Raw genomic sequence first — 20,504 nt, 5'->3', positions numbered from 1 at the left:
CTCCCTCATACAGTCATGTTGATTAGCCCCAACCGGCACCACAAAACAAGGCCTCAGGGTTTGCGGCATGCGGTCGCGGCGCTATAGTCCCGCGCAGATACTCAATGACGGAAGACTTCATGCACCCTCGCCTCAGATCGTTCATCGGCACCATCGTCATCATCTGCCTCGTCGTCGTTTACGCCGTGGTGGCGACGGCCATTGCATCGGCGGCGCTGGCGCAATCGCCCTGGTGGGTGCATCTCGCTTATTTCGTGCTGACCGGAATCTTGTGGGTTCTGCCGGCGATGCTGATCATCAAATGGATGGCTGGACCCAAAAAGCAGGGTTAAGCGCCGACCATTGCATGACACCCTGAGGTCGCAATTTTATAAACCGATTGTTTGCCGCTCAGCGATATAGTCCGACCGAAACAACCGGAGAGAGTGGATGGCGGCTGAGGGGCCGGTCTTTATCAGCGATGAGCAAGCACCAGCCGCCGTGCAAAACGAGCGGCGGAGTGCTGATCGTCTGTTGATCGATCTGGTCGATGACGCCTCCACCATCCGTGCCGACTGGGAGCGGCTGGAAAACGACCCGCTCAATTCACTGCATCAGGGTTTCGGCTGGTGTTCTATCTGGGCGCAGACGCAGAATAGCGCGCTCCTGACGCTTCGCGGCCGGCAGGGCGGCAAGACGATCTTTCTGCTACCGCTCGAAATCGTACTGGAAGGCGGTATCCGCAAGGCGCGTTTTCCCGGCGGCCGTTTCAACAATATCAATACGGGGCTTTTCGACCCCTCCTTTGCCGAACAGGCCGGACAGGAAATCGCAGCGGCGATTGCCCGCGAAGCGCGGAAACTGCTGCATGGCCGGGCCGATATTCTGGCGTTGCAGAACATACCGCTGACGTGGCGCGACAGGACCAATCCCCTCTCGCATCTTGCTTCCGTCGAAAACCAGAATCCGGCCTTCCAGCTTCCCCTGTTCGAAAGTTTCGAGGCCACGCTTCGACAGGTCAACGCCAAGAGGCGACGGAAGAAATTCCGCATCCAGAGCCGAAGGGCCGAGGAAATGGGCGGTTACAGCCATGTGATCGCACGGTCGCCACAGGAAAAATGCGAATTGTTGCAGGCATTTTTCCGCCAGAAAGCCGCCCGTTTCGCCTCGCAGGGCATTCCGGATGTGTTTCGGGATCAATCGGTGCGGGATTTCTTCTACGATCTGGCCAATTTTCCCGAGACGGGCACGGACAGTCTGCTGGAATTGCATGCCATTCGCCTGCATGGCGAAAGCGAGGGCGTCATCGCCGCGATAGCCGGCCTTTCGCGCAAGCAGGATCACATCATCTGCCAGTTCGGTTCGATCGATGAATCCGTTTCGGAACTCAGCCCCGGTGAATTGCTGTTCTGGTTGATGATCGAAAGGGCATGCCGCGAAAAGGCGGCAATCTTCGATTTCGGCGTCGGCGACCAGCTCTACAAACGCAGCTGGTGCCCGCTTTTCACCGTGCAGCACGATATATTCCTGCCGGTGACGCTGAAGGGTCGTGTTGCGGCCTCGGCCTATGTCGCCATCGCCCGGACGAAGAGCCTGATCAAATCCAATCCGGCGCTTTATGCGCTGATTCAGCGTTTTCGCGCCGGACGCTCGAAGATGGACATCGCCCCCGACTGAGCAGGGTCTTGCAGCACCTCAGGCCGCGCTCAGATGGTCCGGCTTGCGCATGCCGGTCATCGGCAATGCCTGTTCATAGCCCTCAACAACCAGTTCACCGAGCGTCTTTTCCAACAATTCGCTATCCTTGCCGGGAACCGAGACGATGATTTCCGCCGGCAGGTTGCGCAGCATTTTCCCGAGGCTCGAAATCTGCACCGCGCCGCATTCGACGAGGACGGTATCATAAGCGTCGGAGAGCGCGCCGAGGATCATCGTCAGACGGTCTATCGCGCGCATGGCCTCACGCGGCTGCGCATTGCCGCGCGGCACGATATGGGCGTCGGACAGGCGGTCGCCGTGAATGGTTTCACCGAAAGCGGCCGCGCCCGCCAGAAGGTCCATGACACCTGGAAGCCCGGCTTCCGGCGCCATCAGCCGCGTCGGACAGGCTGACGCCGTCATGTCGACGAGAACGACCGAACGACCCATTTCGGACAAAGCGCGCGCCAGCATGACGGACGTGGTCGAGCCGCTATCACCGGCCGGCGACACGATTGCGGCGACCGGTTTGGCGAGGCGGGTGGCCAGGAAACCTGCAACGGCGTCGATGGAGAAATCGTCATCGGTATCGATTGCCTCCTCTCTCGCAGCCGTGACATCTTCCACCGGCAAGGCCGGCATGGCAGCAGCGGCGACGGCCGGTAGATGCCGTTCTTCCTCTTCAGCAACGGGCTGGTATGCCGCGACCGGCATGGCCCGCGCAGCAGGCTGCATGGTTTCATGGCGCGCGGCTACAGGCTGTTCCGGCACGTCCGTGGTCTTATCCGGATCGGCTGGAGCACGCGAAGGAGAAGGCGGATCGGAGAGCGGCGGAACTTGGCTCCTGCCCATCGGCTTCAAAGCCCGGCCGGTGAAAAGCTCTACCAACATGACGACGATGCAGGACAGCAGAAACGCCGCCAGCGTCACGACGATGGTGATGGCGCCCGTCTTCGGGAAATAGGGTTCGCGCGGCTCCACCGCCGTCGAGATGACGCGCGCATCGGCCGGCGTGGAATCCACCGAGCCGGCGCGCGACGTCGCTTCGCGGTAACGGGCAAGATAGGTTTCCAGAAGCTGCCTTTGCGCCGAGGCTTCCCGCTCCAGATCGTTGAGGCCGACCTGCTGTTCGCCCGCCCGCACGCTTTCCGATTTCAGCATGTTCAGCTGCTGGACCAGCTGCCGTTCCCGCAGGCGCGAAACATTGGCCTCGTTTTCGAGACTTGCCAGCACCTTGCGGGTCTCTTCCTGAATCTGCCGCTGTATGCCGTCGAGCTGGTTGCGCAGCGCGCGGATGCGCGGATGGCCTTCCAGCAGCGAGGATGAGAGATCGGAAATCTGGCTGCGGATGGTCGTTTCGTTTTCCTTCAGCCTCTGGATCGTCGGGGAACCGACGACATCGGGAAAAGTATCGAGCGGGCGGCCGCTTGCAAGCGCGCTGCGCACGCCTTCCGCCCGCGCCTCCGCGTTGGCGCGCTCTCCGCGGATACGGCCGAGTTCGGTGGAGATATCGCTGAGCTGGCGGGTGGCGAGCGTTTCGCCCTGCCCCGCCGAGAGAAGATCGGAGGAGGCGCGGTAATCCGCAACCTTCCTGTCGGCCTCGCGCACCTTTTCGCGCAGATTGGCGATTTCCGGCTCCAGCCAGCGCGCCGCTTCCGTGCTTGTATCCAGCTTCGCGCCGCTTTGCAGGGCAATATAGGCCTTCATCATCTCATTGGGGATGGCGGCGGCCAGCTTGGGGTCCTGCGAGGAAAATTCGACCGTGATGACGCGCGAGCTTTCGACCTGATAGACCTGCAGCTTTTCCCGGAAGGCACTCAGCACCCGCTCTTCGGGCAGCACCTGAAGCGGGTCCTTCTTGACGCCGACGGCGACCAGGAGCTGCGAGATGAGCGAAGGATGGGCCTCCGGATCGAACTCATCCAGCTCGTAAAGCTTCATGTCTTTGGCGACTTGCTTGATGAGGTCTACCGATTGCAGGATCTGCACCTGGCTGGAAACGGTTAATTCATCGAGCACGGGTTCGGCGGGCGCATTGGACTGCTGCGAGGCGCCGAAGGAGGCCGCGCGGGATTCGATCAGCACGCGCGCCTCGCCCTTGTAGGCGGGCGACATCATGCTTGAGATCACGAAGGCGGCGCCCCCGGCAAGAAGCGTGATTGCCGCGATCCGGCCCTTGCGCTGCCAAATGGCCGCGACAAGCTGCGCAAGATCGATATCCACATCCCTGTCGTCAATGCGATCGCCGTTCATGCGGGCTCCGTAACCGAGACAAACCTCGGGCGCTCAAATATAGATGGTCAATTTTCGCGAAGTTTAAGTCTTGCCGGTAACACAACAGTTAATCCCTGCGAATCCGACGAAATAAAGCCGATATTACCAACGCTCGCGCCGGTCGTTTACCGCACATTAACCCTAACAGAACGATAAGAATGATCAAAGTTCGACTCGGAGCCAGATGAGATGCCGCTCGCCGGATCACGACATGTCACCGCACTGACGCTCGCCGTTCTGACGGCCCTTTCCGGCTGCGCGGCATATCAACCCGCTCCGAGGTCCTTCAACGAAGCCGCCCTGCAGCCTTATCATGTCGATAGCGGCGACAGGCTGCGCATCAACGTGTTCGAGCAGGCCGGGCTGACCAATACCTATACGGTCGATCAGGCCGGTTATGTCGCTTTCCCGCTCGTCGGCCAGGTTCCGGCACGCGGCAAGACCCTGCCGCAGCTCGAAGCCGCCATCGCCGCCAAACTGCGCCAGGGTTATCTTCGCGATCCGGACGTGACCATCGAGATCGACCGTTATCGCCCGGTCTTCATCATGGGCGAAGTCGGCCGTCCCGGCCAATATTCTTATGTGCCGGGCATGACCGTGCAAAACGCCATCGCCATTGCCGGCGGCTTCACCCCGCGCGCCAATCAGGCCGATGTCGACATCACCCGCAAGATCAATGCCGAGGTGATGACCGGCCGGATCGGTATCACCGCCCCCATTCTGGCCGGCGATACCGTCTATGTGCGTGAACGCTTCTTCTGAAAACGGAGTGGCGAACGTGTCGGATGACGGCCCTCCCCTGCGCATCATTCACTGCTTCCGCTCCCCGGTGGGCGGTGTCTTCCGCCATGTGCGCGACCTCATCGAAGAACATGTGAAACAGGGCCACAAGGTCGGCATCGTCTGCGACAGCTCCACCGGCGGCGCGCATGAGGAACGGCTTTTCGCACAGATCACCCCGATGCTGGAGCTTGGCCTCACCCGTCTGCCCATCCGTCGGTCCATCAGCCCCGGCGACTTCATGGCGCTGTGGAAATCTTACAAGCACATCAAAAGTTTGCGGCCGGACATTCTGCACGGGCACAGCGCCAAGGGTGGCGCTCTTGCCCGGCTGATCGGCTCACTCCTGCGGGCGAACAGGTATCGCGTAGCCCGCCTCTATTCACCGCATGGCGGCAGCCTGCATTACGCCAGAAACAGCCTCAAAGGGCAGCTTTTCCTGCGGCTGGAGCGGTTTCAGGAGCATTTCACCGATGCGCTCTGTTTCGTCTGCAATTTCGAGCAGGCGACTTACGAGGCCAAGGTCGGCAGGCCACGCACCCGCACTGCGATGATCTATAACGGCGTGCAGGAAAGCGAGTTCGAAACCGTGCCCGCCCGCGAAGATGCGGCCCGTTTTCTCTATATCGGCATGTTGCGCGACCTCAAGGGACCGGATGTCTTCATCAGGGCATTTGCAAAAATGGAACGCAGCATCGGCCAGCCGATGACCGGCGTGATCGTCGGCGACGGACCGGACAGGGACAAATATGCCGCGATGATCGACAAGGCCGGGCTTTCCCGACGGATTTCCATGCATGCGGCCATGCCCGCCAGGCAGGCCTTCGAACTGGCAACGACAGTGGTAGTGCCGTCGCGCGCCGAAGCCATGCCCTATATCGTGCTCGAAGCGCTTGCGGCGGGAAAAACGGTCATCGCCTCGCATGTCGGCGGCATTCCCGAAGTCCTTGGAAAAGACAGCGAGGCGCTCGTGCCGGCTGGCGACGCCGATGCGCTGGCACTGATCATGGTCAAGGATGCCGAGGATGCCGGCTGGGCGCAGCGGATCATGCCTCGCCCGGACAGCTTCAAGGCGAAATTTTCAACCCCGGTCATGGCGGATGAGATGATGAAACTCTATCGCGACCTGTTATCGACCTGATAGTCATTTCAAAAACACGATTTTTAATTGTATATTCCGGCCGTCCTGTAGAAACTCATCATAAACGTTTCTTAGCATGTTTCGGCTAGTTTTCTGCTCGTAGAGCGCCACGTGTCCATTCGGATGCACGAAGGGCGCTCTACCACTTTGAGGTTGCGCATCGTTCCGGTCGAAAATCCAATGCGATTTTAAGGCCGATGCGCTGGAGGGTGCGGACCAAGGCAATGACCAAGACTGACAAGGACAGGCTGCAATTCGATCTGGCGTCATTGCGCAAGAAACTCTCCGACCATGAAGCCGGCGGGGCTTCGGCCTCCGAAACTGTCGTTCTCAATCCGCTTGCACGGCAGATCGCCAACCAGCTTCGCGCCGGCAACCATTCGCCCAACATGGTGATCGGGCAATTGCGGCTTCTGGAATTCACGATGCTCGTCGTCATCGCCGCCATCGTCAACGGCATCGCAGCCGATCGCGGTCTCGAAACCTTTCTGTCGGTTTTCGGCGGCGGCGTGCTGGGGGCGGCGCTCTGCGTGTTTCTGTTGCAGGCCGGTGACTGCTATCAGCTTCCGACGCTGCGCACGCCGCTGAAGATGTTCGCCCGCATTCAGGGCGCAGTGTGCCTCTCCTTCGTGGGAATTGCCTGTTTCCTTCTCCTCTTCTTTCCCGATGCGCTGCATTCCTGGCAGGCCTTCGGCATCTGGTATGCAACGGGTGCGGTGGCGATCTTCGCCGGGCGGCTGATCCTCGGCTTCGCCATTCGCCACTGGGGCCGCAACGGCGTCATGGAACGCCGTGCCGTCATCGTCGGCGGCGGCGATACCGCCAAGGACCTTATCCGCTCGCTGGAGCAGCAGTCCGATAACGATATCCGCATCTGCGGTATCTTCGATGACCGGAAAAGCGCCCGTTCTCCCGAGGTTGTCGCCGGCTATCCCAAGCTCGGCACCTTTGCGGAGCTGGTGGAATTTGCCCGCCTGACGAAGCTGGACATGCTGATCATCGCCCTGCCGCTCAGCGCAGAGGCGCGCATTCTCCAGCTTCTGCGCAAGCTGTGGGTGCTGCCGGTCGATATCCGCATTGCGGCGCATGCCAATAAATTGCGTTTCCGCCCCCGCGCCTATTCCCATGTCGGCAAGGTGCCGATGCTCGATGTGTTCGACAAGCCGATCCGCGACTGGGATTCGGTGGCGAAGCGGGTGTTCGACATCACCTTCAGCCTCATCGGCATCGCCCTTTTATGGCCGGTGATGTTGGGCGCGGGAATTGCCGTGAAAGCGACGTCCAAAGGCCCGGTCCTCTTCAAGCAGAAGCGCCACGGCTTCAACAATGAGACCATCAACGTCTGGAAGTTCCGTTCCATGTATACGGAACTCAGTGATCCGACCGCGAAAAAGGCCGTGACGAAGAACGACCCGCGCGTCACGCCCGTCGGCCGCTTCCTGCGCAAATCCTCGATGGACGAGCTGCCGCAGCTTTTCAACGTTCTTTATGGCGATCTTTCTCTCGTCGGGCCGCGCCCGCATGCCGTTCATGCCCAGACGGGCGACCTGAAATATACCGAGGTGGTGGAGCACTATTTCGCGCGCCACAAGGTCAAGCCCGGTGTTACCGGCTGGGCGCAGATCAACGGCTGGCGCGGCGAGATCGACCATGGCGACAAGATCAAGTTCCGCACCGAATACGATCTCTATTACATCGAGAACTGGTCGCTGTTCCTCGATCTGAAGATCCTGTTCCTCACGCCGATACGGCTGCTGAAATCGGAAAACGCCTATTGACCCACACCGGCTACCAGCACGCACCGGATTTCGACGCGCCGCTGGCCGCCATGCGGCTCGTCGGTTCGTTCTTCATCGCGTTCGGCGTGTTTCTTTCCGGTTTCGTCATTTCCGAGCCGGCGCCCTATGAGCTGATGATGGTGGGACAGGTGGCCCTGTGGTTCCTGCTCGGCCTTCGCCTTTCGCGCACCGTCATCCTGCTTCTGTGCCTGCTGCTGGCCTTCAATGTCGGCGGTTATCTTTCGCTCACCACCATGGCCGATCTGGATGAGGGACCGCTTTATCTCGCCGTCTCGACCTTTCTGGCGCTGACCTCGGTTTTTTATGCGGCGATCATAGAGGACAAATACCAGCGGCTGCTTTTGATTTTCCGGGCCTGGCTTGCGGCGGCGCTAATCACCGCCCTGCTCGGCATCATCGGATATTTCCACGCCATTCCGGGTTTCGAGGTCTTCACCCTTTACGACCGCGCCAAGGGCGCCTTTCAGGACCCGAACGTTTTCGGTCCCTTTCTGGTGACGCCCTCACTCTACCTCATTTACGGCCTTCTCACCGGCAAGGCGATGCATGCGCCCTGGCGGATCGCCGGGCTGCTCATCCTGTCGCTTGCTGTGTTCCTGTCATTCTCGCGCGCGGCCTGGGGCCTGTTTCTGTTCGCCACCATCCTCCTCGTCTTCGTGATGCTGCTGAAGGAGCGCACGGCCGCGTTTCGCCTGAAGATACTCGTGCTGTTTCTCGTCGCCGCCGGGTTGATGGTCGCGGCGGTCATCATCGCGCTGCAGTTCAAGCAGGTGGCGGATCTGTTCTCCAGCCGCGCTTCGGCGGTGCAATCTTATGACGGCGGCCATCTCGGGCGTTTTGCCCGCCACTATCTCGGCTTCCTGCTCGCCATGGAACACCCGCTCGGCATCGGCCCCATGGTGTTCGACAATATTTTCCCCGCCGCCGAACATAATATCTGGCTGAAGAGCCTGACGACGCATGGCTGGTTCGGTTTCGTGATCTATCTCGTGTTGATCTGCTGGACCATCGCCGCCGGTTTCAGGCACCTGCTGCGGCCACGGCCCTGGCAGCCGTTCCTCATCATTTCCTGGGTGACGTTCGTCGGGCATGTAATGATCGGCGCCGTCATCGATACCGACCACTGGCGACACTTCTTCCTGCTGCTCGGCATATTGTGGGGATGCATGGCGCTTGAAAAACGCGAAAGCCTGCGCCGCCGCACGCGTGCCGCATAAACCGCTTACCCTTACGGAACCTTACGCCATTTCATGCGTTTAGCCCCGGATTCTGATTGTCAAACGGGGAGACATCTTAATGACGCAGACCAATAATCTCTATCTCATCATCGGCGCGCTCATCGTGGTCATCGCAGGCCTCGGCGTCTATGTCTGGCACGAGGAAAGCAAGCCGAAGGGGATCGAGATGAATATCGGCCCGAACGGCGTCTCCGTTCAGGAGAACTGATCCGTAAGCGTCGCGCAAAGTCCGGCCATTAAGACCGGGTGCATCCCAAGCCGAAAACGGCCGGGATTCGCCCGGTCTTCTTATGAGAGGAGACGAAAGGCGGGATCGATGCCCGCCTAGCCGGTTCGGTACGAATGATGCGTATCGCCCGATCAAGGAAACAGCTAGCGCAATGGTCTCCTCCATCGACCTGTCCACACGCCTCACCGCCACCAGACTGGCCCTCAAGGCCATCAAGGAGCAGGAAGACAATTCCGCCGTCACATCCTCCTCCTCGACGCGGACGTCTATCCTCGATTCCTACGGGCTGGACACCTCCTCCTCGTCCTCCACCAACACGCGGCTCACGCAGCTTCTGGCGCAATATGCCCAGACCTCGAACGAGGATACGCAGACCGACGACACGGATACCCAGCTTTCTTCCGGCGATATTACCAAGGCCGATTTCATGAAGGAGCTGAAGGAGACGCTGGATGAACTGACCGCAGATCCGGACAAGGCTTCGCAGGCCAAGGCCATGCTGGAGGCTTTGACGGCCGGCACGCTGACCGTCTCCGACCCCGCCGAGGGTGCGCAAATAAAGGCCTGGGATGTGGCCTCCTATACAGAAACCACCTCCAGACCGGCCACGGATATCGCCATGACGGGATGGAGCGACTTTCTGAAAGACCATCTCAAACGCGACGGCTCGGCCTATGCAAGAAGCGAGACCGGCGCCTATGTCGATACCGTTTCCGGCGACAACGCGTTTTTCGGCAGTGTCGGCAGCCGCTATTATTATCTCACCTGGCCGCAGGCGAAAAACGGCGCTTTGACCGTATAAGCATCCCCGATGCCCGAGCGGATGGCCGCGACATGGAACCTGCCGCAGCCTCGCTTTCATCGTCTGCTCAGACGGCAGGCGCGGCAGCCGTTTCGGCTCCGCCGGAAAGCGCCTTTTGCAACTGCGCTTCCTGCGCCGGCGACAGCGACGTCTTGATGACCCGTCCGCGCAGGCCTTCGAATTCCGCCAGCACCTTTTCCGGCTGCACCTTGCGGATCAGCACGAACAGCGCCGAAGAACCGTTGGGAATGGTCTCGCCGAGCGATTTGATGAAATCGTCATCGATGCCGAAATCCGTCAGCGAACCCGCAAGAGCGCCCGTGCCGGCACCAATGGCGCCGCCGATGGCAAATCCCGCCAGTGGATTGAGGAAAAGCAGGCCGACGAGGCCGCCCCAGAGACCGCCGGACAGGAAACCGGAGCTTGCGCCGATCGCCGTCAGATTGACGCTTTGTTTCAGATGCACCTTGCCATCTTCATCGCGAACGACAACCACGGCATCTTCCAGATCGACCAGATATTCCTTTTTCAGGCCTGCAAGCTTCAGAAGCACCCTGTCGGCCACTTCCGTTCCGTCAAAACCAACAACGACGAGTTCGGACATAGTTCGTCTCCCTGAGTTTCACTTCCGCTGCGATTGAACGCCGAAGCGGGCGGCTTGTTCCGGCAATGATGGAAAGGGGATGTGTCATGCGTTTGACGGCCGCCCATCCGGGCTGCTTAGCCCTCTCTACGCCATCCACACCGTTTGCTCCTTTTTTTATGAAAAGACCATTTTCCGCTTGCGCCCTAACAGGCTTATATATAAACGGCTTTCAGGTCCGGAGCGTAGCGCAGCCCGGTAGCGCACTTGACTGGGGGTCAAGGGGTCGTGGGTTCGAATCCCGCCGCTCCGACCATTAAAATCAGATAGATAGCCAGTTCCCCCAGAGCTGGCTATATTTGTTTCAGCTATCTGGTAACCTGCGCCATGCGCGAATTTAAAAGCCCGGATTGGGCCATACGTTTGTCCAGGCCTGAGAATGAGGTGTGCCGAGATGGCCAAAAAAACGAAGATAGAACACTCAGAATTCTCGGGCGAGTTTGAAGACGACGGCATCACGGTTCTGGTTGATATCTACCGGCCCGCTGGCACACAGCAGGATTGGACGCTCGAGGTCATCAGCGAGCACGACGATGTCACCACCTGGGACGAACCCTTCGCGACCGACAAAGACGCCTGGGAAGAATTCCTGGCAACGTGTGAGAAGGACGGGATTCGCAGCTTTCTGGATGGCGAAGAACCGTCTGTTCACTAACGTTCAATTCCGCAATGCCGGACTGTAAAGGGCGACGCCCATTGCGTTGTTGACTCTCTGCTAAAATTAGAACATTTAGTGAACAAAAGAGAGGTCATCCACTATGTCCGACACTGAAAAAATCACCCCCATACGGCCTGACGACATAGCCGGATATGTCATCCAGTGTCACGACGGCGATGCGAAGGCGGCTGTCGAAGCTCTTCTCGGCGAAATCGAGCATCTGCAGGAACAGCTTTCCCTGGCGGTCGCCATCATGGGAAAGGGATACACGCGTGGATGGACGCCGGATATCGGACGCGATTGAGCCAACGGCCTCCACTCCACAAGCCGTGTTCGATGCAGCTTGTGGAGCGCAAGAAAACTGGCGCAGCAATCAGCCCTTGTCCGCCAGCTGACCGATTTCGCGGTCGATCAGGTAAAGCGCGTTGGGGCCGTCGCCGATCAGCTCGATCTTGCCGAGTATGGTGCGGCAAAGGCTGTCTTCCTCATGCTGCTCATCCACGAACCATTGCAGGAATGAGGTTGTGGCGTGGTCTTTTTCCGCGCGGGCAAGATCGACTGCCGCGTTGATGGCGGCGGTGACGCGGGACTCGTGCTCCGTCACGATGGTGAACAGCCCTTTGATGTCGTTTGCCGTGACCTGCGGCGCCGGCAGTTCGGAAAAGGTGACGCGTGCGCCAAGATCGTTCAGAAAGCCGAAGATGCGGTGCATGTGCTCCAGCTCTTCCGCCGCGTGGCCGAGCAGGAATTTATAGCAACCGTCGAGATTGCGTTCCGCCGCCCATGCGGCCGCCTGAAGATAGGCGTGGTGGGCGCGCAGCTCGCCATTGAGGAGATCGTTTAGCGTCGTTTCGATAACTTTGTTTGCCATGGTTTCATCCTTGGTTTCGGGGTTGAAGAAGCGGATTTGCGGTGCGGATTGGCGCGGCCTGAAAGGCGGGGCGTTATTGTGCGGGCGTCACCTGCCCGAGCGCCGTCTCCAGCCTTTCGCTCTTCATGACGAGCTTGGGCCGCAGCTTCTCGGTCTTTTGTCTGACGGCTTCGAGATTGACGGGCTTGCCGACCTGAATGATGCCGATCATCGCCATCATCAGATGCGGCGGGCAATAATAGAGATAGACGCCCTCCTTCTCGACAGTGACGGTGAAGGCCTCATCGAGCTTGCTTTTCCAGGGGCTAACGCCTTCCGGAACCGCATAGGACTGCACATAGTGGCTGGAATTTTGCGGCACGAAGGTAATGGTGTCGCCCGGCTCCGCCTTCACATAGGAAGGCTCGAAGACCATGCCGCCATCCTTGCCGTAATTGAGCATCAGGATCTTGTGTTCTGCGGCAAGGGATGGCGTGACGGGCAGGATTACGGCCAAAGCCGTGGCAAGCGTCATCAAAAATCGTTTCATGCAATTATTCCTTCAAGGGTTTTGAAATGTTCGAGCGGTGGGTCGCCCGCCGGCTGGATGACGGGATTGCCGCGCCGGTCGCGCAACACCTCCACGGCAACGCCATAGGTCTCGGAAATGAGCTTCGGCGTGACGATATCGCCCGGTGCGCCGGTCGCCTTCAGCGCGCCATCCGAAATCACCAGCAGGTTGTCGGCATATTGGCAGGCGAGATTGAGATCATGCAGCACAACAAGCGTCACCCGGCCATTGGCGCGGGTTTCCCGCCGCACCAGATCGAGAAGCGCCACCTGATGCTTGAGGTCCAGCGCGCTGACAGGCTCATCGAGCAGCATCGCCCGCGGTTCACGCATCAGAACCTGCGCAAAAAGCGCCATCTGCCGTTGCCCGCCGCTGAGCGAGGCAATCTCCCTGCCCGCCAGATGAGCTATTCCGGCCTGATGCAGGCGTGTCATCGCCAGATCGAGCGTTTCGTCGTCGATATGAAGCGAAAGCCGGCCGAAGCGGCCGAGCGCCACCACCTCCAGCACACTGAGCGCTATATCGGCGGCCGTATCCTGCGGCATATAGGCGAAACGATCCCGCCATTCGCTTCTGTGCCGCCCTGCCCTTTCCCCGGCCTGAAGGCGACGATCACCGAGGCTGATCGCGCCGCTGGCGAGCGGCAGGTCGCCGAAGATCGCTCTGAGAAGCGTCGTCTTACCTGTGCCGTTCGGGCCGATGACGGCGTGGATTTGCCCGGGCTCCAGGCGTGCCGAGAGGTCTCTCACAATAACCTGCCCGCCCCGTTCGACGGAAATATTATCCAGAACCATCATCGGCCGCGCCTCTTCGGAGCGAAAATCAGCCACAGGAGAAACGGCACGCCGACAATGGCGGTTACGATGCCGACCGGGAACAGAGCGCCGGGAATGATCGATTTGGAGAGAATCGAGGCTGCCGAAAGCATCAGCGCGCCGCTCAGTACCGACATCGGCAAAAAGAAGCGCTGATCCTCGCCCACCGTCATACGGGCGATATGCGGCGCGACCAGCCCGATGAAACCGATGACCCCGACAAAACTCGTTGCCGTCGCTGTCATGATGGCGACGATGATGAGAACCTTCATGCGCAGCAGGCGCACATTGATGCCGAGGCTGGCTGCCCGCATTTCCCCCATCCTCAGCGCCGTCAGTTTCCAGCAATCCGCCATGAGCAGGGCGCAGCAGAAGGCGGTGACGGCGGCTGTCAGGCCGAGCGTCGGCCAGGTCGCCTTGGTCAGGCTGCCAAACAGCCAGAAAAGAATCTGCTGCGACAGTTCCGGCGAGGACAGGAACTGGATGAGCGACAGCAGCGACTGAAACAGGAAAAGAAGCGCGATGCCGCCGAGAATGATGGTTTCGGCCGTCATCTGCCGCATGGAGGCCAGCATGAAGAGAAAGAGCGCGGCGAGCATGGAAAAGACGAAAGCGCCGAGCGGAACGGCAATCATGGCATCCAGCCCGAGACCGCCGAGCGAAAGCACCAGCGCGGCGCCAAAGCCCGCCGCAGCCGCCATGCCGAGCGTATAGGGGCTCGCCATGGGATTATTCAGCAAGGTCTGCATCTGCGCGCCGCCGGCGCCGAGCGCCGCTCCAACGGCGAGCGCCATCAGCGCCATGGGCAGGCGAAGGCCGCGCACGATGGAATCGGTCATCGCCGCCCGTTCGCCAAGGCCGGTCAGCGACTTCACCACTTCAGCGGGCGACAGCAGCGAGGGACCGGTGGCGATATCGAGAACGAGGCTCACCGCCATCAGCACGAAAAAGACCAAGACGACGCGCCAGCGACGACGTTCACGCAGCCGGTGCGCACCGATGGCTTCGGCATTGCGGGCGGCAATTGTCATGGAAAACCTGTTTGAAAAAGACGGTGAAAAACGGACGCCGTGCCGTGGCGTCCGCGGAATTTAACCTTCAGCGGCAAGCAAATATGCTTTTCCGCCGCCGGCCACAGAACCATCAATCCTTGACGGCGATGGCAAAGGTGCCTTCAGGCGTGACCGGGAGGTACTTCCTGTAATAGCCGCGATAGTTGGCGATCGGATCGACATCCTTGAACTGCTCGGGATAAAGCTGCTTGGCGATATATTGCACCATGGCGAAATCGGAGAGTGTGCGCGACGCCCCCTGATAGACACCGAACAGTTGACCGTTCTTGATGGCCGGCACTTCACTCCAGCCCTGACGGGTTTCGAAGGCCTTAAGCTTTTCGCGGGCATCCGCTGCCTTCACCGCCTGCCCCATCGGCAGCGCCGCGGGGTTCTTGTTGTTTTCACGGCCGGAAATAAAGATGGCGTCGGGCTTCGAAGCCAGAACCTGCTCGGGATTGATCGGTCCCCACCACTCGACGAAAGGTGCTGCGATATTGTCGCCGCCAGCGGCGGTGGACATGGCGCCCCACATGTTCTTGCCATAGGTGAAGGAATATTCGGCCGGTCCCTTATTGCCGAATTCGACATAGACCTTCGGTTTCGGCTGACCGGATTTCGCCACCCGTTCGGCGACATCCTTCAGAGAACCGGCGTAGAATTCCGCAATTTCCTTGCCGCGCTGCTGCTGGCCGGTGAGTTCGCCGAAAAGCCGGGTGGAGGCGACGTGGCGCTCGACCGTCTGGGCGTTGTAGTCGACGACAACGACGGGAATGCCCTCTTCTTCCAGACGGTCGGCATCGAGACCGAGCGCCTTGTATTGCCAATCCGCCAGGATCACCAGATCAGGATTGAGGCTCAGAACTTTTTCGACCGAGAAGGTCTGGGCTTCGACTTCGCCGACATCGGCAATATCTGCAAGCGAGGCGCGGTGAGCGAGATGCATTTTCCAGTTGGCGGGAACCCAGCCTTCCCACGCTTCGCGGGAAATGCCGACAACGGAATCATAGGCCTTTTCGCCACCCACCGCCATGTAGTCCTCGAAATAGAAACCGAGAACGACGCGTTTTGCAGGAAGATCAACCTTCACCTCGCGTCCGATGACGTCGGTGATGGTCTTCTCTGCGGCAGTGGCGGAAGGTGCAATAAAGAAAACGGATAAGAACGATGCGGCAAGGCCGCCGATAAATGTTTTGCGGGTCATGATGCGATCCAGAAGTTGAAACAATGCCGCTGTATAAAAGGTGACACCGCGAGTCAACTTAAATTGCAAGATCGCATAAGTTGCTAATATAAAAATGAAAATTGTCATTTCCGGTAGATATGCATGTCGGAGAAATATTGCGCTGGGCGACGGCAATAGATGCTGCGCAGCCCGCGCCCTCAGCCGGCCAAGATCTCTGGGTTGCGCCCGTCCCGATAACCTACGACATCGAGACAGGACGCAAGATCCCGTTCAGATCATTGAAGTGTGCCCTGTGGGAAATGCGCCCGAGCCGACTTCAGAACTCGTTGGAGGCGATGGCGAAATCGTCGATGACAGGCATCTTTTCCGCGTTCTCCCAGGTCCGGTCCATGGCGTAGGTTTCCGAGAGATAGGGAATGCCGATATGGCCGAAGCGGAAGGAAAGCTGGCTTTCCGCCTGTTCCTCATCAAGCTTTGCCACGCGGCTGAGATAGAGCGCGGTGGCGAGGCCTGTCCTGTCCGCACCGGCCTTGCAATGAATGAGAATGGGCTTAGGCGCATCGCGCATGATGGCGACCAGCTCGTTGACCCTGTTCATGTCAAGCTCCTGGCTTGCCGACATGCCGAAATCGATATGATTAAGTCCCAGTTCGCGGGCGGTTTCGACCTCATCGCGATACCAGGCCTTGGATTCGTTCGCACCGCGCAGATTGATGACCGTCCTGATACCATGGTCTTTGGTATAGCGGACGAGCTGCTCATTGCTCGGCTGGTTGGAGCGATAAAGCTGCCCCGCGACAACCTCGTGAAAATTGCCCAGGAGCTGAATGGCGTAGAGGTAACCGCCTGCGGCAAGCACAGCAATACCCATGCCCCAAAAGGAGCACTTCCAAAATCTTCGCATAATAAAACGGTTCCCTCATTCGACGAGAGAACCGATACAGACGGATTCTGACAGTAAGCTGAAAGTTATGCGACAGTATTGTAAGAGTAGAAAATTTGCGCTTGATCAACGCACGAAAACGTAAACCGCATAGACCGCGATGAGCGCGGCGGCGGCTGCCGCGGTGATGGCGCCAAGGCGTTTTTCGATGAAATGACGCACCGATTCCCCGTATTTCTGCAGCAATCCGGCAAGGATGAAAAAGCGCGCGCCGCGCGTGACGACGGCCGAAAGAATGAACAGACCAAGGCTGATATTGGCCGCGCCGGAGAGGATAGTCACGACCTTGATCGGCGGCAGATGCGCGAGCCCCGATGTCACCAGCAGGAGAACGATGGTTTCGTAGTCAACGGAGTTCTTCAGATGCTCGAAGCTGTCGAGCTTGCCGTAGAATTCGAGAATGGGTCGGGCGATGCTTTCAAAGGCATAATGACCGAGGAACCAGCCGGCGATGCCGCCGAGAACCGAGGCGACAGTTGCCACGAGCGCATAAAACATCGCCTTTTTCGGCCTGGCCAGCACCATGGGCAGGAAAAGCACATCGGCAGGCACGACGAAGATGGAGCTTTCCACGAAAGCCACGATTGCCAGCCACCACACGGCGGTTTTGCGCGCGGCGAGCGCCATCGTCCAGGCATAGATGTTTTTCAGCATGTCGTGTCCCCGGGGAAGAGTGTTGCGGAGTGAAGGCAGGCGGGAGCAAAGGCATATCGGCGGTGATTCATGCGGTTGCCGACGGGCCGGAGAGACCGGCCCCGAATGAGGATTAGAGACAACGCAAGAGAATGGCAAATGTTGGAAATTTTATTTTTGCATCGCAAAAAATCATAAAGACGAGCATTTCCAGCCCTCACCGCAAGCCGGTTGTTGCAATGCGAAATTTCACCCTGCGGTAGATGAACTCGCCTTTTTGCTGTAGAATAAGAGGTGGAGGAAAGAGGAGGAAGTTATCATGGACTATGTAAACTTCGTTACATCGATCAATCCGGTCATACTTGTCATTCTGCTGGTAGTTCTTCTTGCCGGCGCCTACAGCAGCTGGGTTTCACACTAATCCAGGCGAACCGCGCGACCAAATGAGATGAGGCTCCTTTTCTATCGGCGATAGGCATCGGGCCGGATGGATGTTATCAATCCCGGAGTTAAACAACTTCCGGGAAGCCGCATGACGAACGAATTCGCATTTACTGATACGTCTGAAAAGCTGAGCACGACGCTTGAGAAGCTGATAGGAAAGCTGCAGGGTCAGACGATCACGTTGCGCGAGTTGATGGAAGCGATCGGCGAACAGGGCCTTTTGCTCATCTGCGCAATCGCCTCCCTGCCCTTTCTCATCCCGGTTTCCATTCCCGGCGTCAGCACGGTCTTTGGTGCGGCGATCATTCTTGTCAGCCTGGCAATCACCCTCAACCGCCTGCCATGGCTGCCGGCAAAAATCCTCGACCGGCAGATGGAGACGGCAAAGCTCGTTCCCGCCCTTCAAAAAGGCGTCGCCATTGTCTCCAAGCTCGACGGTTTCATCCGCCCGCGCATTCCCGCGCTGACGACCGGCATCATCGCCAACCGCGTAAACGGACTTGCGCTGATGACGGCGGGCGTATTGCTGATGATGCCGCTCGGCTTCATTCCCTTCTCCAACACCCTTCCAGGCGTTGCGATCCTGCTTTTTTCGGCAGGGATGATTCAGAGGGATGGCGTCACCGTGCTCGGCGGCTACCTGTTTCTGGGGCTGACGGCGATTTATTTCGCAGCGCTCGCCTATGCGGCCTTCTGGGCCGGCCAGGGCATCAGCAGTTCCATCGGCACATAAGACCTATTGCCGGTCGCCCTTGCGGGTGTCGCGGCGGTTCTGCCGCGATGCCCACCAGACCGCCAGCCGTCGCCGCTGGCGGCGAACCGCGGGCAGATCGTGGGAAAGCACGACGAGACCAAGCGGAACCATCCAGAAGCCGAGCACGGGCAGGAAACCCAGCGTTCCGCCCACCACCAGCGCCGAGCCGGTCGCAATCCTGCCGACACGCGAACGCGGCATGGCAAAGCTCCATTTTCCGACATGGAGGCGGTGCGTTCTGTGGTCGATACCGAATTTCATTCCATCCTGCCCTTTTGCATCTGGCCTGTGGATAATTTTTTCACCGGCGATAAGCCCGGAAAATCGGGACTCTGGAGGGATAAAACAAGAGGAATGCGTTTTTTTTGAAAAAACCGCTTGGCAAATCGGAAAAGCATTTGTATTACCCCGCTCACACCGCGCCAAGCGGTGGACGTTCCCTGGTAGCTCAGCGGTAGAGCATTCGACTGTTAATCGACAGGTCGCCGGTTCGAATCCGGCCCGGGGAGCCATTTCTCTCAACAACACGTTTTGAAGAGCGAAGTGCAGCTGCAATTCGCCCCATTCTTCTTGGGGATTGTCGTGACTTCCCGATCATCCTACCGCCAAACGATCAGCTCTTTTTGACCGCCCGTTTCGTCGCCTTCGTGGCGTTGGTCAGCGCCGGAGGATCGCTTGCCGGAAAACTCTCCTCAAGGCTCTCGGTGAGATCGTCTTCCTTGTTTTTATCCGTAGATTTCCGCTCTTTCTCAAGCGATTTTACCGCGGGTGATTTGGCATTTGCCGGAGTTGCCTTTTTCGCTGGTGTCTTCTTCGCAGGCGCCTTCGCGGCAGCAGACTTCTTCACGCCATTTCCGCTTTTGGACTTCGCCGCTTCCGCATCTGCGGAAAGCTCCCGTTCCGCCTCGATCCAGTGTCGTTCATGGTGCCCGTCGGGTCTTCCTTCCCTCTCCCATATTGCGCGCGCTTTTTCACGGATTGCGGCTTCGCGGTCATGGCTCATAACGGACCTCCCTGTTTACGTTGCACCGGTTTTGATTGTGCCATTGAAAAAACAAAAAAAGCCAGAGTTAGTTCCGCTTTGACCTGCGACGAATAAGCATTTCCGCGAGAAACGGAACCGTCATCGGCCGCCGATCGTTTGACCTGCAGAAACCAGCAGGAGATCGCTTCATGACCACCCCGCAGAAGCCGAAAACCGAACCACTTGATATTGAGGACGACGATGTCGCGCGGTTTGAAACAGACAGCGAACTGAAAGCCAAAGAGGTCGAGATTTACCCGGACGAGAGCGTGAGCCTGCGTGCGCGCCGGCAGGCCGCAAGGCAGCACGAAGACGCCTTCATCGTCGCCACAGACCTTGAGGACGACGATCAGCGCGACGCAGCGCCTGGCACCAGAGAGCAGCCCTAGGCCCAAAGACGGAAAAGGCGGGTCAAAGCCCGCCTTTATCGAAAAATGCCGTCAAAAATGTCAGAGGATTTATCGGCGGACCGAAACGATGGCCTTGCGGTTGAAGTTCGACACCTGCACCCTGCCGGACTGGTTGCCGCCGAGGATTTGGGCAGTCTTGCCGCTCATGCTTTTCAATATGCCGGCGTGGTAACCGCGGCCATTGCGAATGACGACGACATCGCCGGGCTTCGCCTGACTGACCGGCACGGCATAACCGAAGGATGTCCAGGACTTCGCAAATCCATAGGATTTGGGAGATTGCCGGCCTGCCTTGCTGGCGACCGCATGCAGGAAAAGGCCGCACCATGGGGTGCTGCGGGGATTTGCGCCAAGAATGTTCTTGAGGCTCTTGTTGTTCTTGGACTCATGCAGCCCGGTGTATTTTTCTGCCTGGTTCAGCATGCCGGCAGAGGCCGATGCAACGACTGTAAAAGACAAGGCAACCGATAGAATTAACGCGGATACTCTCAAACGTCTCGCCCTTATGTTAGAGGGCGCCCGTGTATTGTGACAATTTAGCGACAATTTGACGAGAAATGGGCAGAAATCAGACGCCTATT

At 58.9% G+C, this 20,504-nt stretch carries 24 protein-coding genes and 2 tRNA genes; 14 read left to right on the top strand and 12 right to left on the bottom strand.

The genetic code is table 11. The features are described 5' to 3' along the window. The first annotated feature begins 119 nt into the window (after positions 1-119). Positions 120-332, top strand: coding sequence for a DUF2842 domain-containing protein (locus tag PIB16_RS04400; RefSeq protein WP_271045068.1), 213 nt, complete (start codon positions 120-122; stop codon positions 330-332). 97 nt (positions 333-429) lie between these two features. Beyond that, entirely contained in the window at positions 430-1,656 is a 1,227-nt protein-coding gene (gene uppA, locus PIB16_RS04395) for a polysaccharide biosynthesis GNAT family N-acetyltransferase UppA (protein ID WP_271045067.1), read from the top strand. An 18-nt stretch (positions 1,657-1,674) separates the two neighbouring features. On the opposite strand, the gene uppB is transcribed toward uppA, so the two are convergent. Beyond that, entirely contained in the window at positions 1,675-3,930 is a 2,256-nt protein-coding gene (uppB, locus tag PIB16_RS04390) for a polysaccharide biosynthesis protein UppB (protein ID WP_271045066.1), read from the bottom strand. Between the two features lie 210 nt (positions 3,931-4,140). Here uppB and uppC point away from each other — a divergent pair, with 210 nt between their 5' ends. The 6 genes from uppC (at position 4,141) to PIB16_RS04360 (ending at position 9,940) form a co-directional block, all read left to right on the top strand. Beyond that, positions 4,141-4,713, top strand: coding sequence for a polysaccharide export protein UppC (gene uppC / locus PIB16_RS04385; RefSeq protein ID WP_003502309.1), 573 nt, complete (start codon positions 4,141-4,143; stop codon positions 4,711-4,713). A gap of 16 nt (positions 4,714-4,729) precedes the next feature. Then, complete coding sequence (gene uppD, locus PIB16_RS04380; RefSeq protein WP_161987838.1) at positions 4,730-5,872, top strand: polysaccharide biosynthesis type 4 glycosyltransferase UppD; 1,143 nt, start codon at positions 4,730-4,732, stop codon at positions 5,870-5,872. 224 nt (positions 5,873-6,096) lie between these two features. Then, positions 6,097-7,650: a polysaccharide biosynthesis glycosyltransferase UppE gene (gene uppE / locus PIB16_RS04375; protein WP_271045065.1), complete on the top strand. Its 1,554-nt coding sequence runs from the start codon at positions 6,097-6,099 to the stop codon at positions 7,648-7,650. Beyond that, entirely contained in the window at positions 7,647-8,888 is a 1,242-nt protein-coding gene (gene uppF / locus PIB16_RS04370) for a polysaccharide biosynthesis O-antigen ligase family protein UppF (RefSeq protein ID WP_059752598.1), read from the top strand. Before uppE ends, uppF begins: the two co-directional genes overlap by 4 nt. Before the next feature lie 79 nt (positions 8,889-8,967). Further along, positions 8,968-9,117, top strand: coding sequence for a hypothetical protein (locus tag PIB16_RS04365; RefSeq protein WP_104679367.1), 150 nt, complete (start codon positions 8,968-8,970; stop codon positions 9,115-9,117). 172 nt (positions 9,118-9,289) lie between these two features. Then, positions 9,290-9,940, top strand: a complete 651-nt coding sequence (locus PIB16_RS04360; protein ID WP_271045064.1) for a hypothetical protein — start codon at positions 9,290-9,292, stop codon at positions 9,938-9,940. Positions 9,941-10,007: 67 nt separating this feature from the next. Here PIB16_RS04360 and PIB16_RS04355 read toward each other — a convergent pair whose 3' ends face one another. Continuing rightward, positions 10,008-10,544 carry a DUF1269 domain-containing protein gene (locus tag PIB16_RS04355; RefSeq protein ID WP_080856241.1) on the bottom strand — a complete coding sequence of 179 codons (537 nt, stop codon included), beginning with the start codon at positions 10,542-10,544 and terminating at the stop codon, positions 10,008-10,010. Between the two features lie 218 nt (positions 10,545-10,762). Here PIB16_RS04355 and PIB16_RS04350 point away from each other — a divergent pair. The 3 genes from PIB16_RS04350 (at position 10,763) to PIB16_RS04340 (ending at position 11,545) form a co-directional block, all read left to right on the top strand. Further along, positions 10,763-10,839: transfer RNA gene (locus tag PIB16_RS04350), tRNA-Pro, on the top strand. 138 nt (positions 10,840-10,977) lie between these two features. Then, positions 10,978-11,238: a hypothetical protein gene (locus PIB16_RS04345; RefSeq protein ID WP_065654007.1), complete on the top strand. Its 261-nt coding sequence runs from the start codon at positions 10,978-10,980 to the stop codon at positions 11,236-11,238. Between the two features lie 103 nt (positions 11,239-11,341). Beyond that, a complete protein-coding gene (locus PIB16_RS04340) occupies positions 11,342-11,545 on the top strand; it encodes a hypothetical protein (RefSeq protein WP_271045063.1) in 204 nt (67 codons plus the stop codon). A gap of 69 nt (positions 11,546-11,614) precedes the next feature. Here the strand turns inward: PIB16_RS04340 and PIB16_RS04335 are convergent, their stop codons facing one another. The 7 genes from PIB16_RS04335 to PIB16_RS04305 all read right to left on the bottom strand — a co-directional run bounded on the left by PIB16_RS04335 (position 11,615) and on the right by PIB16_RS04305 (position 17,312). Next, positions 11,615-12,112 carry a ferritin gene (locus PIB16_RS04335; RefSeq protein WP_271045062.1) on the bottom strand — a complete coding sequence of 166 codons (498 nt, stop codon included), beginning with the start codon at positions 12,110-12,112 and terminating at the stop codon, positions 11,615-11,617. A 73-nt stretch (positions 12,113-12,185) separates the two neighbouring features. After that, the gene (locus PIB16_RS04330; RefSeq protein WP_271045061.1) at positions 12,186-12,641 is read right to left on the bottom strand and encodes a pseudoazurin; all 456 of its coding nucleotides are present in this window, start codon (positions 12,639-12,641) and stop codon (positions 12,186-12,188) included. Further along, a complete protein-coding gene (locus PIB16_RS04325; RefSeq protein WP_271045060.1) occupies positions 12,638-13,459 on the bottom strand; it encodes an ABC transporter ATP-binding protein in 822 nt (273 codons plus the stop codon). Before PIB16_RS04325 ends, PIB16_RS04330 begins: the two co-directional genes overlap by 4 nt. Next, positions 13,456-14,508, bottom strand: coding sequence for a FecCD family ABC transporter permease (locus PIB16_RS04320; protein WP_078054036.1), 1,053 nt, complete (start codon positions 14,506-14,508; stop codon positions 13,456-13,458). The genes PIB16_RS04325 and PIB16_RS04320 overlap by 4 nt, the downstream gene beginning before the upstream one ends. 112 nt (positions 14,509-14,620) lie before the next feature. Continuing rightward, positions 14,621-15,733 carry an ABC transporter substrate-binding protein gene (locus tag PIB16_RS04315; RefSeq protein WP_271045059.1) on the bottom strand — a complete coding sequence of 371 codons (1,113 nt, stop codon included), beginning with the start codon at positions 15,731-15,733 and terminating at the stop codon, positions 14,621-14,623. 298 nt (positions 15,734-16,031) lie between these two features. After that, a complete protein-coding gene (locus PIB16_RS04310) occupies positions 16,032-16,586 on the bottom strand; it encodes a dual specificity protein phosphatase family protein (RefSeq protein WP_271045058.1) in 555 nt (184 codons plus the stop codon). 138 nt (positions 16,587-16,724) lie between these two features. Further along, positions 16,725-17,312 (bottom strand): YqaA family protein, encoded by a 588-nt coding sequence (locus tag PIB16_RS04305; RefSeq protein ID WP_059752579.1) that lies wholly within the window; start codon positions 17,310-17,312, stop codon positions 16,725-16,727. Between the two features lie 511 nt (positions 17,313-17,823). Here PIB16_RS04305 and PIB16_RS04300 point away from each other — a divergent pair. After that, positions 17,824-18,468 (top strand): exopolysaccharide biosynthesis protein, encoded by a 645-nt coding sequence (locus PIB16_RS04300; protein ID WP_271045057.1) that lies wholly within the window; start codon positions 17,824-17,826, stop codon positions 18,466-18,468. A gap of 3 nt (positions 18,469-18,471) precedes the next feature. Here the strand turns inward: PIB16_RS04300 and PIB16_RS04295 are convergent, their stop codons facing one another. Further along, positions 18,472-18,750 carry a hypothetical protein gene (locus PIB16_RS04295; protein WP_065654012.1) on the bottom strand — a complete coding sequence of 93 codons (279 nt, stop codon included), beginning with the start codon at positions 18,748-18,750 and terminating at the stop codon, positions 18,472-18,474. A 176-nt stretch (positions 18,751-18,926) separates the two neighbouring features. On the opposite strand from PIB16_RS04295, the gene PIB16_RS04290 reads away from it, so the two are divergent. Continuing rightward, positions 18,927-19,001, top strand: a tRNA-Asn gene (locus PIB16_RS04290). A 101-nt stretch (positions 19,002-19,102) separates the two neighbouring features. On the opposite strand, the gene PIB16_RS04285 is transcribed toward PIB16_RS04290, so the two are convergent. After that, complete coding sequence (locus PIB16_RS04285) at positions 19,103-19,492, bottom strand: DUF2934 domain-containing protein (RefSeq protein WP_080856236.1); 390 nt, start codon at positions 19,490-19,492, stop codon at positions 19,103-19,105. Between the two features lie 170 nt (positions 19,493-19,662). Here PIB16_RS04285 and PIB16_RS04280 point away from each other — a divergent pair, with 170 nt between their 5' ends. Next, the gene (locus PIB16_RS04280; RefSeq protein ID WP_142844860.1) at positions 19,663-19,902 is read left to right on the top strand and encodes a hypothetical protein; all 240 of its coding nucleotides are present in this window, start codon (positions 19,663-19,665) and stop codon (positions 19,900-19,902) included. 69 nt (positions 19,903-19,971) lie between these two features. On the opposite strand, the gene PIB16_RS04275 is transcribed toward PIB16_RS04280, so the two are convergent. Next, the gene (locus PIB16_RS04275) at positions 19,972-20,415 is read right to left on the bottom strand and encodes a TIGR02594 family protein (protein WP_080817213.1); all 444 of its coding nucleotides are present in this window, start codon (positions 20,413-20,415) and stop codon (positions 19,972-19,974) included. Between the last annotated feature and the right edge of the window lie 89 nt (positions 20,416-20,504).

The organism is Agrobacterium sp. ST15.13.015 (assembly GCF_027871645.1).
In the GTDB taxonomy this organism is placed as follows: domain Bacteria; phylum Pseudomonadota; class Alphaproteobacteria; order Rhizobiales; family Rhizobiaceae; genus Agrobacterium; species Agrobacterium leguminum.
Note: the sequence above shows the minus strand (reverse complement) of the source record. Positions and strands in the feature narration are given on the sequence as shown.

What these genes read in the sequence shown, in the direction of transcription:
- PIB16_RS04315 (WP_271045059.1), bottom strand. Translation starts at nt 15,733, where the DNA reads ATGACCCGCAAAACATTTATCGGCGGCCTTGCCGCATCGTTCTTATCC.
- uppA (WP_271045067.1), top strand. Translation starts at nt 430, where the DNA reads ATGGCGGCTGAGGGGCCGGTCTTTATCAGCGATGAGCAAGCACCAGCC.
- PIB16_RS04365 (WP_104679367.1), top strand. Translation starts at nt 8,968, where the DNA reads ATGACGCAGACCAATAATCTCTATCTCATCATCGGCGCGCTCATCGTG.
- PIB16_RS04325 (WP_271045060.1), bottom strand. Translation starts at nt 13,459, where the DNA reads ATGATGGTTCTGGATAATATTTCCGTCGAACGGGGCGGGCAGGTTATT.
- PIB16_RS04360 (WP_271045064.1), top strand. Translation starts at nt 9,290, where the DNA reads ATGGTCTCCTCCATCGACCTGTCCACACGCCTCACCGCCACCAGACTG.
- PIB16_RS04320 (WP_078054036.1), bottom strand. Translation starts at nt 14,508, where the DNA reads ATGACAATTGCCGCCCGCAATGCCGAAGCCATCGGTGCGCACCGGCTG.
- PIB16_RS04400 (WP_271045068.1), top strand. Translation starts at nt 120, where the DNA reads ATGCACCCTCGCCTCAGATCGTTCATCGGCACCATCGTCATCATCTGC.
- PIB16_RS04310 (WP_271045058.1), bottom strand. Translation starts at nt 16,586, where the DNA reads ATGGGTATTGCTGTGCTTGCCGCAGGCGGTTACCTCTACGCCATTCAG.
- PIB16_RS04335 (WP_271045062.1), bottom strand. Translation starts at nt 12,112, where the DNA reads ATGGCAAACAAAGTTATCGAAACGACGCTAAACGATCTCCTCAATGGC.
- PIB16_RS04355 (WP_080856241.1), bottom strand. Translation starts at nt 10,544, where the DNA reads ATGTCCGAACTCGTCGTTGTTGGTTTTGACGGAACGGAAGTGGCCGAC.
- PIB16_RS04285 (WP_080856236.1), bottom strand. Translation starts at nt 19,492, where the DNA reads ATGAGCCATGACCGCGAAGCCGCAATCCGTGAAAAAGCGCGCGCAATA.
- uppE (WP_271045065.1), top strand. Translation starts at nt 6,097, where the DNA reads ATGACCAAGACTGACAAGGACAGGCTGCAATTCGATCTGGCGTCATTG.
- PIB16_RS04280 (WP_142844860.1), top strand. Translation starts at nt 19,663, where the DNA reads ATGACCACCCCGCAGAAGCCGAAAACCGAACCACTTGATATTGAGGAC.
- PIB16_RS04330 (WP_271045061.1), bottom strand. Translation starts at nt 12,641, where the DNA reads ATGAAACGATTTTTGATGACGCTTGCCACGGCTTTGGCCGTAATCCTG.
- PIB16_RS04345 (WP_065654007.1), top strand. Translation starts at nt 10,978, where the DNA reads ATGGCCAAAAAAACGAAGATAGAACACTCAGAATTCTCGGGCGAGTTT.
- PIB16_RS04305 (WP_059752579.1), bottom strand. Translation starts at nt 17,312, where the DNA reads ATGCTGAAAAACATCTATGCCTGGACGATGGCGCTCGCCGCGCGCAAA.
- uppC (WP_003502309.1), top strand. Translation starts at nt 4,141, where the DNA reads ATGCCGCTCGCCGGATCACGACATGTCACCGCACTGACGCTCGCCGTT.
- PIB16_RS04340 (WP_271045063.1), top strand. Translation starts at nt 11,342, where the DNA reads ATGTCCGACACTGAAAAAATCACCCCCATACGGCCTGACGACATAGCC.
- uppB (WP_271045066.1), bottom strand. Translation starts at nt 3,930, where the DNA reads ATGAACGGCGATCGCATTGACGACAGGGATGTGGATATCGATCTTGCG.
- PIB16_RS04295 (WP_065654012.1), bottom strand. Translation starts at nt 18,750, where the DNA reads ATGAAATTCGGTATCGACCACAGAACGCACCGCCTCCATGTCGGAAAA.
- PIB16_RS04300 (WP_271045057.1), top strand. Translation starts at nt 17,824, where the DNA reads ATGACGAACGAATTCGCATTTACTGATACGTCTGAAAAGCTGAGCACG.